Origin of the sequence: Pseudomonas sp. GL-B-12 (assembly GCF_019955895.1) — a bacterium.
Lineage (GTDB): Bacteria > Pseudomonadota > Gammaproteobacteria > Pseudomonadales > Pseudomonadaceae > Aquipseudomonas.
Window position 1 is genome coordinate 14612 of sequence record NZ_JAHBCX010000023.1, and the last position, 16978, is coordinate 31589.

The 16978-nt window shown below is 62.6% G+C and carries 11 protein-coding genes and 1 pseudogene; 9 read left to right on the forward strand and 3 right to left on the reverse strand.

Annotated features, from left to right (window positions below):
* Positions 1-54: 54 nt before the first annotated feature.
* From KGA85_RS14560 to KGA85_RS14575, 4 genes are all read left to right on the forward strand, one after another.
* Positions 55-765 (forward strand): ABC transporter ATP-binding protein, encoded by a 711-nt coding sequence (locus tag KGA85_RS14560; RefSeq protein WP_223453653.1) that lies wholly within the window; start codon positions 55-57, stop codon positions 763-765.
* A gap of 1 nt (position 766) precedes the next feature.
* Positions 767-2032, forward strand: coding sequence for an ABC transporter permease (locus KGA85_RS14565; RefSeq protein WP_056728943.1), 1266 nt, complete (start codon positions 767-769; stop codon positions 2030-2032).
* 11 nt (positions 2033-2043) lie between these two features.
* Positions 2044-2562, forward strand: coding sequence for a DUF3299 domain-containing protein (locus KGA85_RS14570; protein WP_090451674.1), 519 nt, complete (start codon positions 2044-2046; stop codon positions 2560-2562).
* Between the two features lie 181 nt (positions 2563-2743).
* Entirely contained in the window at positions 2744-3442 is a 699-nt protein-coding gene (locus tag KGA85_RS14575; RefSeq protein ID WP_223533896.1) for an OmpW/AlkL family protein, read from the forward strand.
* Positions 3443-3707: 265 nt separating this feature from the next.
* Here KGA85_RS14575 and KGA85_RS14580 read toward each other — a convergent pair whose 3' ends face one another.
* A complete protein-coding gene (locus tag KGA85_RS14580) occupies positions 3708-4637 on the reverse strand; it encodes an NAD-dependent epimerase/dehydratase family protein (protein WP_223453657.1) in 930 nt (309 codons plus the stop codon).
* Entirely contained in the window at positions 4630-5514 is an 885-nt protein-coding gene (locus tag KGA85_RS14585) for a sugar nucleotide-binding protein (RefSeq protein WP_046041630.1), read from the reverse strand. The genes KGA85_RS14580 and KGA85_RS14585 overlap by 8 nt, the downstream gene beginning before the upstream one ends.
* Before the next feature lie 216 nt (positions 5515-5730).
* On the opposite strand from KGA85_RS14585, the gene KGA85_RS14590 reads away from it, so the two are divergent.
* Positions 5731-10038 carry a DNA glycosylase AlkZ-like family protein gene (locus KGA85_RS14590; RefSeq protein WP_223543192.1) on the forward strand — a complete coding sequence of 1436 codons (4308 nt, stop codon included), beginning with the start codon at positions 5731-5733 and terminating at the stop codon, positions 10036-10038.
* 115 nt (positions 10039-10153) lie between these two features.
* Here KGA85_RS14590 and KGA85_RS14595 read toward each other — a convergent pair whose 3' ends face one another.
* Positions 10154-12283, reverse strand: a complete 2130-nt coding sequence (locus tag KGA85_RS14595) for a mechanosensitive ion channel family protein (RefSeq protein ID WP_223533357.1) — start codon at positions 12281-12283, stop codon at positions 10154-10156.
* A gap of 204 nt (positions 12284-12487) precedes the next feature.
* Here KGA85_RS14595 and KGA85_RS14600 point away from each other — a divergent pair, with 204 nt between their 5' ends.
* From KGA85_RS14600 to KGA85_RS14615, 4 genes and pseudogenes are all read left to right on the forward strand, one after another.
* Positions 12488-13699 carry an MFS transporter gene (locus tag KGA85_RS14600; protein ID WP_223453663.1) on the forward strand — a complete coding sequence of 404 codons (1212 nt, stop codon included), beginning with the start codon at positions 12488-12490 and terminating at the stop codon, positions 13697-13699.
* 249 nt (positions 13700-13948) lie between these two features.
* On the forward strand, positions 13949-14713 hold the full coding sequence (locus KGA85_RS14605) for an endonuclease/exonuclease/phosphatase family protein (RefSeq protein ID WP_223453692.1): 765 nt from the start codon (positions 13949-13951) through the stop codon (positions 14711-14713).
* A pseudogene (clsB, locus tag KGA85_RS14610) lies at positions 14710-16003 on the forward strand (cardiolipin synthase ClsB). The gene KGA85_RS14605 and the pseudogene clsB overlap by 4 nt, the downstream one beginning before the upstream one ends.
* Positions 15990-16976: a lysylphosphatidylglycerol synthase domain-containing protein gene (locus KGA85_RS14615; RefSeq protein ID WP_223453667.1), complete on the forward strand. Its 987-nt coding sequence runs from the start codon at positions 15990-15992 to the stop codon at positions 16974-16976. Before clsB ends, KGA85_RS14615 begins: the two are co-directional and overlap by 14 nt.
* Positions 16977-16978: the final 2 nt, after the last annotated feature.

A 16978-nucleotide genomic window follows, 5' to 3' on the forward strand; every position in this document is an offset into this window, starting at 1 on the left:
CTTCGCGAGCAAGCCCGCTCCCACAGGGTTCACCACCAACCAGACCGGTTTCACATGACCCAAGCACTCATCGAACTGTCCGACCTGGGCTTCAGTTGGCCCGGTCACCCGCCGCTGCTGGACATCCCGGCGTTTCGCCTGGAGCGCGGGGAAACCCTGTTTCTCAAAGGCCCCAGCGGCAGCGGCAAGACCACCCTGCTCGGCCTGCTCGGCGGCGTGCAAAAGCCTGATCGCGGCAGCATCCGCCTGCTCGGCCAGGAACTGACGCAACTTTCGGCCGGCGCCCGCGACCACTTTCGCGTCGACCACACCGGCTACATTTTCCAGCAGTTCAACCTGCTGCCGTTTCTGTCGGTGCGTGAAAACGTCGAACTGCCCTGCCACTTCTCGAAACTGCGCGCCGAACGGGCGAAACAACGTCACGGCAGCGTCGATAAAGCCGCCGCCACGCTGCTCGCCCACCTGGGTTTGAAGGATGAGAACATCCTCGGTCGCCGCGCCGACTCACTGTCCATCGGCCAGCAGCAACGGGTCGCCGCCGCCCGCGCGCTGATCGGTCAACCGGAACTGGTGATCGCCGACGAGCCGACCTCGGCCCTCGATTACGACGCCCGCGAGAACTTCATTCGCCTGCTGTTCGCCGAGTGCCGCGAAGCCGGGTCGAGCCTGTTGTTCGTCAGCCATGACCAGAGCCTGGCGCCGCTGTTCGACCACAACCTGTCGCTGGCCGAACTCAATCGCGCCGCCACGCCCGCAGAGGTTTGAGATGTATCTGTTTCGTCTAGCCATGGCCAGCCTGGCTAACCGCCGCTTCACCGCGATCCTCACCGCGTTCGCCATCGCCCTGTCGGTGTGCCTGCTGCTGGCGGTGGAGCGCGTGCGCACCGAAGCCAAGGCCAGCTTCGCCAGCACCATCAGCGGCACCGACCTGATCGTCGGCGCCCGCTCAGGCTCGGTGAACCTGTTGCTGTACTCGGTGTTCCGCATCGGCAACGCCACCAACAACATTCGTTGGGACAGCTTCGAACACTTCGCCAGCAACCCGAAAGTGAAGTGGGCGATCCCGATGTCCCTCGGTGATTCCCATCGCGGCTACCGGGTGATGGGCACCACCGAAGCCTACTTCGAGCATTATCAGTACGGCCGCCAGCAACACCTGCAACTGGCCGATGGCCGGGCGTTTGCCACTGACCCGTTCGAAGTGGTGCTCGGTGCCGAAGTGGCCGATGCACTGCACTACAAACTCGGTGACAAACTGGTGCTGGCCCACGGCGTGGCGGCGATCAGCCTGGTCAAGCACGACGACAAACCGTTCACCGTGGTCGGCATTCTCAAGCGCACCGGGACCCCGGTGGACCGTACGCTGCACATCAGCCTTGGCGGCATGGAAGCGATTCACATCGACTGGCATAACGGCGTGCCGGCCCGGGGCGAGGGGCGCATCACGGCCGATCAGGCGCGCAACATGGACCTCACGCCGCAAGCGATCACCGCGTTCATGCTCGGTCTCAACAACAAGATTTCGACCTTTGCCCTGCAACGGGAAATCAACGAATTCCGCGGTGAGCCGATGCTGGCGATCCTGCCAGGTGTGGCGTTGCAAGAGCTGTGGAGCCTGATGGGCACCGCGGAAAAAGCTTTGTTCGTGGTCTCGCTGTTTGTGGTGCTGACCGGATTGATCGGCATGCTCACGGCGATTCTCACCAGCCTCAATGAACGCCGCCGGGAAATGGCGATCCTGCGCTCGGTGGGCGCACGCCCCTGGCACATCGCGACGCTGTTGGTGCTCGAGGCCTTTGCCCTGGCATTGTCAGGCGTGATCGCCGGCGTGGCGTTGCTGTATGTGTGCATCGCGGCGGCGCAGGGTTATGTGCAAGCCAACTACGGTCTGTTCCTGCCGCTGTCCTGGCCGAGCGAGTATGAATGGACGCTGCTCGGTGGCATCCTGATCGCCGCGCTGCTGATGGGCAGCGTGCCGGCCTGGCGCGCCTATCGCCAATCCCTGGCCGATGGCCTGTCGATCCGTTTATGAGGACGTTGAAAATGCCCCGCGCTGTACTTGCGCTGTTGATGCTGGTCGCCCTCCCCCTGTGGGCAGCCCAGCCAAAAGACCTGACCTGGTCGGAGATGATCCCGCCCGACGCGCCGAAAGAAGTGCCGAACATGACGCCGCTGCACGATCTGTCGCAGATGAGCAGCACGCTCTCGGCAGAGTCGGCGCCAGCAGCCAAACAGGACATGCCCAACGCACCGGTGGTCAAGACCCTCGACGGCCAGAACATTCGCCTGCCGGGCTACATCGTGCCGCTGGAAGTGAGCGAGGAAGGACGCACCACGGAGTTTCTGCTGGTGCCGTATTTCGGCGCCTGCATCCATGTGCCGCCACCGCCGTCGAACCAGATCGTGCACGTCAAAAGCGAAGTCGGCGTGAAGCTCGACGAGTTGTATCAGCCTTACTGGATCGAAGGCGCGTTGCAGGTCAAGGCGTCCACCAGCGAGTTGGCGGATGCCGGGTATCAGATGGAGGCGGACAAGATTTACCTGTATGAATTGCCGGAGTGAGTCCGGTAGTCATGTGTTGCTTGATAGTCAGTCATCGCGATCCGACCTGCTCGCGATGAATCCATCAAAAACACCACAAAATACAACCCCTTCCCACTTTCATTGAGCTGCATCAAAAGACCGAATAGTTAGCCGGCTTACCATTGGACATCGAACATTTTTAACGTCCTTTGGAGCCCCCATGAACAAGTCCATGCTCAGCGCTTCGCTGGTTGCCCTCGCGCTCGCAGCCCCGCTCGCCCACGCCCACGAGGCCGGTGACATCATCCTTCGTGCGGGCGCCATCACCGTTAACCCGAAAGCCGACAGCTCCAGCGTGAAGGTCGATCAGGGTCCGTTGGCCGGTACCAACCTGGGCGGCAAGGCGACCATGGACAGCGACACGCAACTGGGCCTGAACTTCGCCTACATGCTCACCAACAATTGGGGGATCGAACTGCTTGCCGCCACTCCGTTCGAGCATGACGTGAAACTCAAAGGTACCGCCCTGCCTGCCGCCAACGGCAAACTCGGCTCCCTCAAACACCTGCCGCCGACCCTGAGCGTGGTCTACTACCCGCTGGATTCGAAGTCGGCCTTCCAGCCGTACGTCGGCGGTGGCATCAACTACACCTGGATCTACGACGAAAGCCTCAGCAGCGAAGCCAAGTCCGCCGGCTTCAGCAACTTCAACGCGAAGAACTCCTGGGGTCTGGCCTGGCAGGTCGGTGCCGACTACATGCTGACCGAACATGTCATGCTCAACGCCCAGGTGCGCTACATCGACATCGATACCCGCGCCACCGTCGAAAACAACTCGATTGCACCGGGCACCCGCGCCAAGGTCAACATCGACGTCGATCCGTTTGTGTACATGGCAGGTCTTGGCTACAAGTTCTAAAGAACGTTCACGTGGTGGTGAATGAGGCTTGTGTGGCGAGGGGGCTTGCCCCCGTTGGGTTGCGAAGCAGCCCCAGATTCGGCAGAAGCGGTGATTCAGACAAACCGCATTGCCTGCAATTACGACTGCTGCGCAGTCGAGCGGGGCGATGCGGCGATCCGACAAGCCCCCTCGCCACAGGAATTGCGAAAGCTGAAAGTTAAATTCCGGCCGTGAAAAAGGCGCCGGTAAAAAGGCGCCTTTTTCATGTCCGCAGGGCAGCGATCTATCGCCCCAGCAACCGCGCCAGCCCCACGCTCAACGGTGTTTGCGAAGAAGTGCGAAAGCGCTCCAGCAAACGCCGGTTGTTCGCCCGGGAATGACGAATGTCACCGGAGCGCGCCGGGCCGTAGCTCACCGGTGGCAACTTGCCGACCACGGCTTCGAGCGCTTCGAGCATTTGCTTGAGGGTCGTCGCCTGGTTCCAGCCGACGTTGACCGCACCGTCTTCGACCCGGGGCTTCTCGATGGCCTGCACCAGCAAGTCGACCAGGTCTTCGACGTAGACAAAATCCCGGGTCTGCTCGCCATCGCCGAACACGGTGATCGGCAAGCCTTTTAGTGCGCGCTCACTGAATATGCTGATCACCCCGGAGTACGGCGAGGACGGATCCTGGCGCGGGCCGAAGATGTTGAAGAAGCGGAAAATCACCGGCTCCAGCGCATGCTGGCGGCGGTAGAAGTCCAAGTAATGCTCGCTGGCCAGTTTGTCCACCGCGTAAGGCGTCAACGGCGCCTTGGGCGTGTCTTCGTCGATCGACTCACCTTCGCCATTGTTGCCATACACCGCCGCGCTGGAGGCAAACAACACACGTTTGACCCCGGTCTGGCGCATGGCTTCGCAGACGTTCAGCGTGCCGATGAAGTTGCTCTGGTGCGTACGCACCGGATCGTCCACCGAAGCCTGCACCGAAGCCACGGCGGCCAGGTGCGCCACAGCACTGCATCCGGCCATCGCCTGGGCAACCAAAGCCGCATCGGCCACGTCGCCGACGATCAATTCGACCCTGGGATTGTCCAGCGGCAGATTGCTGCGCTTGCCGGTGGACAGGTCATCGAGAATCCGCACCGCATGCCCCTTGGCAAGCAGGGCGTCAGTCAGGTGTGAACCAATGAAACCGGCACCACCGGTGATCAAAACGGGACCGTCAGCCATGGCGATAGAACCTGTCCAGTAGACCGGGAAGCGCCGCACGCCAGGCGCGCGGCTTGATCCCGAAAGTGTGCAGAATTTTCTTGCAGGCCAATACCGCGTGTTGCGGTTCTTCGGCAGCATCCGGACGCGCGGCGTGGGCCTGGGCGGTTGGGGCTTCGATGGCCAGCGGATGCAGGCTGCGGGCTTCGGTCAGAATCGCCTGTCCCAGCGCCAGCGGCGTGGTCGCCTCATGCCCGGCGTAATGGTAGGTGCCCCACAGCGGCGCGGCGCAATCGAGTTGTTTGAGCACAGAAATGATCACACGGGCGGCATCGTCGACCGGCGTTGGATTGCCGCGCCTGTCGTCGGCCATCAGCAGTTCTTCGGGTTGTTCGGCACGGGCCAGGAAGCGGCCAAGGGCGCCATCCGGGCTGTCATCCAGCAGCCAGCCGAATCGCAGCAGCACGTGTTGCGGGCAGGTGGCACGCACGCTTTGCTCGATCCGCCACAAGGCCTGACCCCGCAAACCCAATGGAACGGGTTCGTCTTTTTCACTGTAGGCCGTGGCCCGGGAGCCGTCGAACACGCGATAGCTGGAAGGTTGCAGCAGGACGATGTTGTGGTGCTGGCACAGTTCCGCCAGACGCTCGATCGCGCGCTCCTGGCCGGCCAGACGCGATTCGCTCACTGCTTCTGCCTGAAACCAGTCGAAGTAGTAGGCAAGGTTGATCAATGCATCGGGACGGGTGTCGTCGAGCAGTTGTGTCAGGCTCGCGGCATCCCAGCCGTCTTGCGGCGGGCGGGGGGCGAGGAAACCGATGTCTTCCTCCGCACCGAGGCGAATCAGCGCCTGCCCAAGGGCATTTCCGCCGCCCAGTAACATAAGGCGCATTCGCATAGAGTCAGCAGGCCCAGTCTGATTGAAACGATGGCTTTATCGACACCGCGCCCAGGCGATGTCGTTGATAATTGCCGGAATCGTTGCATTTTGCGGGTTTAGTGCGCAACCGTCACCCGTAAAGTGTAGATGTCCTGGATTTGTGGTGCTGCCACAGGTTTACCGACCAGCCAGTGGTACTTGCATCTTCGGCCCCCCACCCGCATAAATTGCTGCATGAACCTGCCCATTCCCGCAGACAGTGCCCTGAGCGGCTTCCACCCTGCCGTCAGCGCCTGGTTCAGCCACACGTTCCCGGCGGTCACCGCCGCCCAGGCCCGGGCGTGGCCGTTGATCCGCCAGCACCGCTCGACTTTGGTCGCCGCGCCCACCGGTTCCGGCAAGACCCTCACCGCCTTTCTCGCCGTCATCGACGACCTGGTACACCGCGGCCTTGAAAGCCCCGAAGGCTTGCCCGACGCCACCCTGGTGGTCTACGTCTCGCCCCTCAAGGCACTGTCCAACGACATCCAGATCAACCTGCAAAACCCGCTAGCCGGGATTACCGAGCAATTGCGCGTGATGGGCCTGCCGCAATTGCAGATCAGCACCGCCGTGCGCACCGGCGATACACCGCAAAAAGACCGTTCGGCGATGCGCAAGACGGCGCCGCACATTCTGGTGACCACTCCGGAATCCCTTTATGTGCTGCTCGGCTCCGACTCCGGCCGGCAGATGCTGGGCACTGCACAAACGGTGATCGTCGACGAAATCCATGCCATGGCCGCCAGCAAACGCGGCAGCCATCTGGCACTGAGCCTTGAACGCCTGCAAGCACTCTGCCCGGAGCCGCTGCTGCGCATCGGTCTGTCTGCCACGCAAAAACCCATCGAAGCAGTCTCGCGCTTCCTGGTCGGTCACAACCGTCCGTGCGAGATCGTCGACATCGGCCACGCCCGCCCCCGCGACCTGGACATCGAAGTGCCGCCCGTGCCGCTATCGGCCGTGATGGCCAACGATGTCTGGGAACTGGTCTACGACCGCCTCGCCGCCCTCGCCCGCGAGCACCGGACCACGCTGATTTTCGTCAACACCCGGCGCTTGGCCGAACGCCTGAGCCGGCACCTGAGCGAGCGCCTGGGCAAGGATGCCGTGGCGGCCCACCACGGCAGCCTGGCCAAGGAGTTTCGCCTCGATGCCGAACAGCGACTCAAGCGCGGCGACCTGCAAGTGCTGATCGCCACGGCGTCGCTGGAACTGGGGATCGACATCGGCGACGTCGACCTTGTGTGCCAGATCGCCTCGCCGCGTTCGATTGCCGGGTTTCTGCAACGGGTCGGCCGTTCCGGGCACCAGGTCGGCGGTACGCCCAAGGGCCGTTTGTTCGCCACCACCCGCGACGACCTGATCGAATGCGCCGCGCTGCTCGACTGCGTGCGCCGGGGCGAACTCGATACCTTGTTGATCCCGCAAGCGCCGCTGGACGTGCTGGCGCAGCAGATCATCGCCGAGGTCAGTTGCCAGGAGTGGCCGGAGCAAGCGCTATTGCACATGCTGCGCCGCGCCTCGCCCTACGCCGGACTCGACGACAAACACTATCAGGCGCTGCTGCACATGCTCGCCGAGGGTTACAACGGGCGTCAGGGCATCCGTAGCGCCTATCTGCACCGCGACGCCGTGAACCGCACCCTGCGCGGCCGCCGGGGCGCGAAACTGACGGCGGTGACCAGTGGCGGGACCATTCCGGACAACGCCGACTACAGCGTGCTGCTGGAGCCTCAAGGGCTGAACATCGGCACCATCAACGAAGACTTCGCGGTGGAAAGCATTGCCGGGGATGTCTTCCAGTTGGGCAACACGTCCTATCGGATCTTGCGGGTGGAAACCGGCAAAGTCCGGGTCGAGGACGCCCAGGGCCAGCCACCGACCATTCCGTTCTGGCTCGGTGAAGCACCGGGGCGCAGCGCCGAATTGTCCTCGGCGGTGGCGCGCTTGCAGGCACAACTCGACGACCTGCTGGGGGCTGCGCCAGGCAATGTGCAGCCAGCGCTCGACTGGCTGACCGGCACCCTGGGTTTGAATGTTGCCAGCGCCGAACAACTGGTGGATTACCTGGCCCGCGCGCGGCAAGCGCTGGGGGCCCTGCCATCGCAAGACACACTGCTGATGGAACGCTTTTTCGACGAGTCCGGCGGCACGCAACTGGTCATTCACACGCCATTCGGCAGCCGCATCAACCGCGCTTGGGGCCTGGCCCTGCGCAAGCGTTTCTGCCGCACCTTCAACTTCGAATTGCAGGCCGCTGCCAGCGAAGACGCCATCGTGCTGTCGCTGTCCACCAGCCACAGTTTTGAACTGGATGACGTCTGGCGCTACCTGCACAGCAACAGTGCCGAACACATCCTGATTCAAGCCGTGCTCGACGCACCGCTGTTCGGCGTGCGCTGGCGCTGGAATGCCGGCGTGGCCCTGGCCCTGCCGCGCTACAGCGGCGGGCGCAAAGTCCCGCCGCAGATCCAGCGGATGAAAAGCGAAGACCTGATCGCCAGCGTGTTTCCCGATCAAATCGCCTGCGTGGAAAACCTCTCCGGCGAACGGGAGATTCCCGACCATCCGCTGGTAGAACAGACCCTCGACGATTGCCTGCACGACGCCATGGACACGGAGGGCTGGCTGGCCTTGTTGCGGCGCATGGAACGCGGCGACATTCGCCTGATCAGCCGCGACTTGCCGGCGCCTTCGCCGCTGGCGGCGGAGATTCTCAGTGCCCGGCCCTATACCTTTCTCGACGATGCGCCGCTGGAGGAACGCCGCACCCAAGCGGTGCTCAATCGGCGCTGGAGCGACCCGCAATCCACCGACGATCTCGGTGCCCTGGACGCCGAGGCGATTGCCGCCGTGCGCGAAGAAGCCTGGCCGGCGCCCTCCGCTGTCGATGAAATGCACGAGGCCTTGATGAGCCTGGCGTGCATCACCGACGCCGAAGCCGGAGCCAATCCGCAGTGGCTCGACTGGCTCACGACCCTGGCCGACAGCGGACGCGCAAGCCGTTTGCAGATCAACGCCAGGCAATCGCTGTGGCTGGCACTGGAACGCCTGACCTGCCTGCGGGCGATTTATCCACAGGCCGAATTGACGCCATCGCTGCAAGCGCTGCCGGACTTCGATGAGGCCTGGGAACCCGACGACGCCATCCTAGAACTGATCCGCGCACGGCTCAGCGCCTTCGGGCCGCTGGCGCTCGATCGTATTGCCGAACCACTCGGATTGCCCGCTGCGCAGGTCAACCAGGCCCTGGCGCAACTTGAACGCGAAGGCTACGTGCTGCGCGGTCGCTTCACCCCGGGCACCACCCGGGAAGAATGGTGCGAGCGGCATTTGCTGGCGCGGATTCACCGCTATACGGTCAAGCGCCTGCGCCGGGAAATCGAACCGGTGGCGTTGCAGGATTTCATGCGATTTCTGTTCGACTGGCAGCATGTGTCGAGTGCAAGCCAGGGCCAGGGCGCGGCGGTACTGCCTGCCGTCGTCGCGCAATTCGAAGGCTACCCCGCCGCCGCCTCAGCCTGGGACAGCGACATCCTGCCAGCGCGAATCAAGGACTACTCGGCGACCTGGCTCGATGAACTGTGCCGCAGCGGCAGACTGGTGTGGACGCGCCTGACTGCGCACAACAAAAGCGCCAGCACCGCGCTGCGCAGCACGCCGATCGTGTTGCTGCCGCGCAACCGGGTCAGCCTCTGGAGCGACTTGACCGAACAGACGCCGGTCAGCGACCTGTCGCCGAAAACGCAAAAGCTCCACGCAGCCCTCAGTCAGCATGGCGCGCTGTTTTTCGATGAGTTGATCCATGTGGCCCACCTGCTGCGTTCGGAGCTGGAAATTGCCCTGCAGGAACTGGTGGGCGCGGGGCTGGTGAACGCCGACAGCTTCGCCGGGTTGCGCGCACTGATTACCCCGGCCAGCAAGCGCCAGCCTCGCAACAGTCGGCGTGGACGCGGGGCATTCATCGGTGGCATGGACGACGCCGGGCGCTGGGCCCTGTTGCGACGCGCGCCTGCCGCGCCGGTGGTGCAAAACCAGCGGACGCCTGCCGAAACCCTGGAACACATCGCCATGGCCCTGCTGCGCCGCTACGGCGTGGTGTTCTGGCGTTTGCTGGAACGTGAGGCAGACTGGCTGCCGAGTTGGCGCGAACTGCTGCGTACTTTCCATCGCCTGGAGGCACGCGGCGAGATTCGCGGCGGGCGGTTTGTCAGTGGCCTGGCGGGCGAGCAATTCGCCCTGCCCGAGGCGATTCCGTTGTTGCGGGAGGTGCGGCGTCGGCCCCATGACGGCAGCCTGGTCGCAGTGTGCGGGGTCGATCCGCTGAACCTCGCCGGCACGCTATTGCCCGGCGCGAAAGTCCCGGCACTGGCGAGCAATCGGCTGGTGTATCGCGACGGGTTGCCGGTTGCTGCCGAGATTGCTGGCAAGCAGCAATTTTGGGGGGAGTTGGATCAGCGGGTGGGTGCCGAGGTGCGCAACAAACTGATCCGGCATTGAGAGTGTCTGGTCTGGCGCCTTCGCGAGCAGGCTCGCTCACAGTTGATCTGAGTCGTTCACAAATCCCCCTGTGGGAGCGAGCCTGCTCGCGATGAGGCCAGCACGGCAAAAAAAACTATTGAGACCGCGGCCGATCCGGCATCAGCACCGCCGAATGGTCCGACTCATGCGCTGCCTCGGGTGGTGCTTCGACCGGATGCCTCGGCACCAGCGCCTGCTGTGGATAAGTCTGCGCGAAGTTCACCCACGGGCAGTTATCCACAAGCTTTTTCAAACGCTGGTTGAAGGCCCGGCTCACCGCGTATTGACCACCGGACACCGTCCGGAATTGCGCGGTCAGCACCACACCGTTGAGGTCCATCTTATCGACTCCAAACACATCCAGCGGTCCTTGCAGGTTGTAGCGCAGGAACGGGTCGTTGCTGATGGAATGCCCGGCCTCGCGGATCAGTTCGATGGCCTTGTCGACATCGGTGTCGTAGGTGAATTGCACCGAGAAAAACGCATAGGCGAATTGCCGCGATTGGTTGGTCACGGCCTTGATCTGCCCGAACGGCACCGAGTGCACGAAGCCCTTGCCGTCGCGCAGGCGCAAGGTGCGGATGGTCAGGCCTTCGACGGTGCCTGCGTGACCGGAATCGAGCACTACCCAGTCTCCGATGGACAAGGTGTCTTCGATGATGATGAACAGCCCGGTAATCACATCCTGCACCAGTTGCTGGGAACCGAAACCGATCGCCAGGCCGATGACCCCGGCACCTGCCAGGAATGGCGCGACGTTAATTCCCAGGTTGGCCATGGTAGTGATCGCGCAAATCACCACCAGGATGATTTTGATCGCGTTGCGCAACAGCGGCAGGATGGTTTTCACCCGCGTACTCGGCTGGTGCGCCGAGCGCTTGTTGGTCGGTGGTTTCAGGGCTTCCTGAATCGCCGTGTCGAGCACCACCCACACCATCCAGGTCACCAGCAGAATGAAACCGATGTGGCTAAGGGAATCACTGATCGCCCGGCCCACGGCGTTGGTCACTGCGAATTCGAACAGCGACACGCCCCAGATCCGCCCGAGGATATCGATGAACACGATGGCCATGCCGATACGCAGCAATGCATGGGACAGATTGAGAAAGCGCTCCTTGTAGGCGCTGCTGCGGCGCAGCTCCGCTTCGCTGCGCGCCTTGAACAGATGATGCAGCGTGGTACTGAGAAACACCGTGGCAATCAGCAACACTGTGGTGAACAAGGCGCTGCGTAGCACTCTCTGGTTGTCCGCCCCGGCGCCGATCAGGTTGATGATCGAAACCAGTACCATCAACAGAATCGGCCAATACCAGAGCCCGGAAAATATCCGCAGGGTTTCACGCAACGCCGGCTGCCTGAGGCGCTGGGCCAGCGGCAAAATACGGATCACATGGGCGACCGGGCGACGCATGCGGATCACCAGCAAGCCGAAGGATATCGACGCTGCCAACCCGGTGAACACGGCGATGCTGCTGGTGAGATTGTTGCCCAGTTGATGGGCGATCTGCGGGCTGGTCAGAGCGTCGCTCAATGCCACCAGAAAGCCGATAACGAACAAGGGTCGGGGACTGTTCTTGCGGATGATCTGCACCGCCCGCCGCTTGTGCCCGGCATTGAACACCACCACCAGCGACAGCACCAATGACGCGGAAAATATCCCCGCGCTAGTGGCATAAGCCAGACACAGCGCCAGCGCCCTTCCCGCCGATATCGGCAAAAACTGACTGGCATAAATCGTCAAGGGCAGGCTGACCACCGCCGGAAGGGTGTAGGGCAACACGTAGCCGAGCAACGCCTGGCCCCGTTCACGACTGAGCAGCAGACGATGCTCGCACAGACGCCTGGCGGCCATCCGCCCAAGCAGCCAAAGACAGGCAAACACGGCCGCCCACACGCAGGTCAGCAGCAGGAAATCGCCGGCGACGCTCCAGGGCGAACGGGCCGAAGGCTGATTGACCAACTGATCCACTTCATCGGCCGCGCGGTCAGCACGCAGGCGCCAGACGTCGACGAGGTTTTCGTTGAGATCGAGTTTGGTCTGGACCTCGTCGATGCTCGAACTGATGGCCCCCAGTAATCCGCCTTGCACCAGCGGTTCGGGGTGGGCCAACGGCGTCGCAGCAGTCGCGGTGGCCGGCAGCCCCGGTATCGCGGCGGCTTCCAGTTGCTCGCTGCTCACAAACAGCAACGCTCCCAGCAGTATCGCGGTCTTGAGCCTGATCAAAGCACCCGCTCCTTTGGCTGTGTCTGTATGGAACTGATCGAGAAATACCGGGCAAGTTCGGATATAGCTCCCTCGCCACAGACTAACACCCGCGCTCGCGATCTTTGCGCCCAAGGCAAATATCAAATGTCCATCCCTGTATTTTTCTGAACGAGCCAAATCCCGACACTGCGCTCCATCGAATCAACCTCCGGAGTTGTAGCCATGCCCATTGCCTTGCTCGCGCTGACCCTCAGCGCCTTTGCCATCGGGACGACCGAGTTCGTCATCGTTGGCCTGTTACCCACCATTGGCGCCGACCTCGGCGTCAGCCTGCCGTCCGCCGGCCTGCTGGTCAGCCTGTATGCCCTTGGCGTTGCCGTCGGCGCCCCGGTGCTGACCGCCCTCACCGGCAAGGTTCCGCGCAAGTTGCTGCTGTTGTCGCTGATGGTGCTGTTCACCCTCGGCAATCTGTTGGCGTGGCAAGCACCGAGTTATGAGTCGTTGATCCTCGCGCGGATCGTCACCGGTCTGGCCCACGGGGTGTTTTTCTCGATCGGCTCGACCATCGCCACCAGTCTAGTGCCGAAGGAAAAAGCCGCCAGCGCGATTGCCATCATGTTCACCGGCCTGACCGTGGCGCTGGTCACCGGCGTGCCGCTGGGGACATTCATCGGCCAGCATTTCGGCTGGCGTGAAACCTTCCTCGCCGTTTCGGCCCTGGGCGTGATCGCCTTCATCGGCAGCCTGATCTACGTGCCGAAAAATATCGCCCACAGCAAACCCGCATCGTTGCGGCAGCAACTGCAGGTGCTCAAGCAACCGCGCCTGTTGCTGGTGTATGCCATGACGGCCGTCGGCTACGGTGGCTCGTTCATTGCCTTTACCTTCCTCGCACCGATTCTTCAGGACCTTTCCGGCTTCAGCGCCAGCACCGTCAGCCTGGTGTTGCTGGTCTACGGCATCTCCGTGGCCGTCGGCAACATCTGGGGCGGCAAACTGGCGGACAAACACGGCCCGATCAGCGCCCTGAAAATCATCTTTGCCCTGCTCGCCGCCGTGTTGTTCGTGCTGACCTTCACCGCCGGCAATCCTTGGCTGGCGCTGGCCACCGTGCTGGTCTGGGGTGCCGTGGCATTCGGCAACGTGCCGGGGTTGCAGGTGTATGTGGTGCGCCAGGCTGAGCATCACACCCCGCAGGTGGTGGACGTGGCATCCGGCCTGAACATCGCGGCGTTCAACCTCGGCATTGCCGGTGGCGCGTGGGGCGGTGGCCTGATCGTCGCCCACATGGGACTGATTCACACCGCGTGGATCGGTGGCCTGGTGGTGTTGGTGGCGCTGGCATTGACCGCGTGGAGCGGGCGTCTTGATCGCCTCGGCCCGGTCTATGCCGAACCGGTTGAAGGGACGACCCGGATCGTTGCTGGCCACTGAGGGACCCTGTGGGAGCGGGCTTGCCCGCGATGGCGACGGCACATTCAACATGGAGGTGGCTGCCAATCCGCTATCGCGGGCAAGCCCGCTCCCACAATGTTTGTGGTGATTAGTAAACTGTGTACCGTCCGCCGCCCCATCGAAACTTTCGCCACTGCCCCAGAGTCATCCAATGACAGGAGCCGTCAGGCGGGAGACGACATGACAGCGAATCACACCGATATTCCCGCACACTCAAACGCAACCGACATGCGGGTACAGGGTTCGTCCGTCACTTGTCGTTTCACGGTGCTGACGGTCAACACCCACAAAGGTTTCACCGCGCTGAACCGGCGTTTCATCCTGCCGGAACTGCGTGAAGCAGTGCGCAGTGTGTCTGCCGATGTGGTGTTTTTGCAGGAAGTCCACGGTACCCACGAACAGCATCCCAGGCGCTACACCAACTGGCCGGCGATGCCGCAATACGAATTCCTTGCCGACAGCCTGTGGCCGCAGTTCGCCTATGGCCGCAATGCGGTGTATCCGGCGGGCGATCACGGTAATGCGCTGCTGTCAAAGTTCCAGATCATCCGCCACGACAACCTCGACGTGTCCATCAGCGGCCACGAGAACCGCGGAATTCTGCATTGCGTGTTGCGCTTGCCCGGTGATGGCCAGGAAGTGCATGCGATTTGCGTGCACCTGGGGCTGCGCGAAACCCACCGCACAGCACAACTGAAGTTGCTCGCCCAACGCCTGGATGCCCTGCCGGGTGATGCCCCAGTGATTGTCGCCGGGGACTTCAACGATTGGCGCCAGCGCGCCGATGCATTGCTCACGCCCAGCGGTTTGCGTGAAGTCTTCGCCGCGCACCATGGCAAACCGGCGCGCAGTTTCCCCGCGCGCTTGCCGGCATTGCGCCTGGACCGCATCTACGTGCGCAACCTCAAGGCCAGCCATCCGCAAGTGCTGACCTCCCGCCCCTGGTCGCACCTTTCCGACCACGTCCCGCTGTCGGTGGAGATCGAGCTATGAGCAGCCAGTCGATGGAAAACACCACGCTGGAACACATCCCTGCTCCGCCCACTCGCGAGCCGACAGCGGTCGATGTCGAATACGGCTGGCAAGGCAGCAATCGGGTCGAGTTGCTGGAAAACGGTGAGGCGTATTTTCCCCGGGTGTTTGAAGCCCTGCGCCGGGCGCAAAGTGAAATCCTGTTGGAAACCTTCATTCTGTTCGAGGACAAGGTCGGCAATGAGCTGCAACAGATCCTGATCGAAGCCGCTCAACGTGGCGTGCGTACTACCGTCAGCCTCGACGGCTTTGGCTGCGGCGAACTGAGTACCGGGTTCCTCACCGCCCTGACCGCCGCCGGCGTACACCTGCAAATGTTCGACCCGGCGCCGAAACGCCTGGGCATGCGCACCAACTGGTTCCGGCGCCTGCACCGCAAGATTGTGGTCGTGGATGGCACCGTCGCGTTCGTCGGCGGGATCAACTTTTCTGCCGATCATCTGGCCGACTTCGGCCCCGAGGCCAAACAGGATTATTCCGTAGAAGTGCAAGGCCCGGCCGTGGCCGATATCCATCACTTTGCCCTGCTGCAATGCGGCCGCCCAGTGCACGCCAAATACTGGTGGCAACGCCGTCGGCAGCGGCGCTCGGAACTGGCCTTAAGTGATCACGATGGCCAGGTGCGGTTGGTGTACCGCGACAACGGGGAACACCAGACCGACATCGAGGAGGTTTACCGACAGGTATTGCGCCAGGCGCAGCGCCGGGTGGTGATCGCCAACGCCTACTTCTTTCCCGGTTTCCGCTTGCTGCGCGAGATCCGCAACGCGGCTCGCCGAGGCGTGGATGTGCGGCTGATCCTGCAGGGCCAGCCAGACATGCGGGTGGCCAGGCTCGCGGCGCGCATGACTTACGATTACTTGCTCAAGTCCGGGGTGAAGATCTACGAATATTGCGACCGCCCGCTGCACGGCAAGGTCGCGCTGGTGGATGAGGACTGGAGCACCGTTGGCTCGAGCAACCTCGACCCGTTGAGCCTGTCGATGAATCTGGAAGCCAACGTGCTGATCCGCGACCGTGGCTTCAATCGTCATCTGTTCGATCGCCTGGAAGACCTCAGCGACAATCATTGCCAGGCCATGTCTCCCGACATCGCGCCACGCGGGCGTGTCTGGCACATGACCATCGGTTTTCTGGTGTTTCACTTCCTGCGGCATTTCCCGGCGTGGGCCGGTTGGTTGCCGGCGCATAAACCTCGCCTGAAACCCTTCCCTCCCTCCGACCGGGAGCGCTGACCATGAACCGCGCTGATACGCACACGGCAACTCACGCCAAAAGCCCTGGCAAGTCGCACTGGAGCCGCTGGAAACGACCGCTGACGATGCTGTTTTTCCTGATGCTGATCGTGCTGTTCACGATGTTCGCCCAGCGCCTCGAATGGAACGAAGTGTTCGATAACCTGGCCGATTTCAAGGTGCGCACGCTGATCATTGCGTCGGGGCTGACCCTGGTAAGTTTTCTGGTGTACGCCTGCTTCGACCTGATCGGCCGCACCTATATCCGCCAGAACCTGACCTGGAAGCAGATCTTGCCCGTGGGGATCATCAGCTACGCCTTCAACCTGAACCTGAGCGCCTGGGTCGGCGGCATCGCCATGCGTTACCGGTTGTATTCGCGGCTCGGGGTGAGCAAGAGCAACATCGCGAAAATCCTCGGCCTGAGCCTGGCGACCAACTGGTTCGGCTACATGGTGATTGCCGGCGCCGTGTTCAGCAGCGGGCTGGTGCGCATGCCGCCGGGCTGGAAACTCAGCAGTAACGCACTGCAAGGCGTGGGGGTTTTGTTATTGCTGCTGAGCGCCGGGTACCTGGCAGCATGTCGGTTTGCCAAACGTCGGGAGTGGGCGACTCGAGGCATCGAGATTGACCTGCCTTCGCTGCGCATGGCGGTGCTGCAACTGGCACTCGGTGCCCTGAACTGGTCGCTGATGGCGGCGGTGATTTTCACCTTGCTGCCGAGCAAACTGGACTATCCACTGGTACTGGGTGTGTTGTTGATCAGCGCCATCGCCGGAGTCATCACTCACATCCCGGCCGGGCTCGGCGTGCTGGAAGCAGTATTCGTGGCGCTGCTGCAACACGAGGTTTCGCGGGGCAGCCTGGTGGCGGGACTGCTGGCCTATCGGGCGATTTATTTCATCCTGCCGCTGTTGATTACCGTGGTGATGTATTTGCTGGTGGAGGCCAAGGCCAAGGCGTTGCGGATCAAGAAAAAAACCAAGTGATT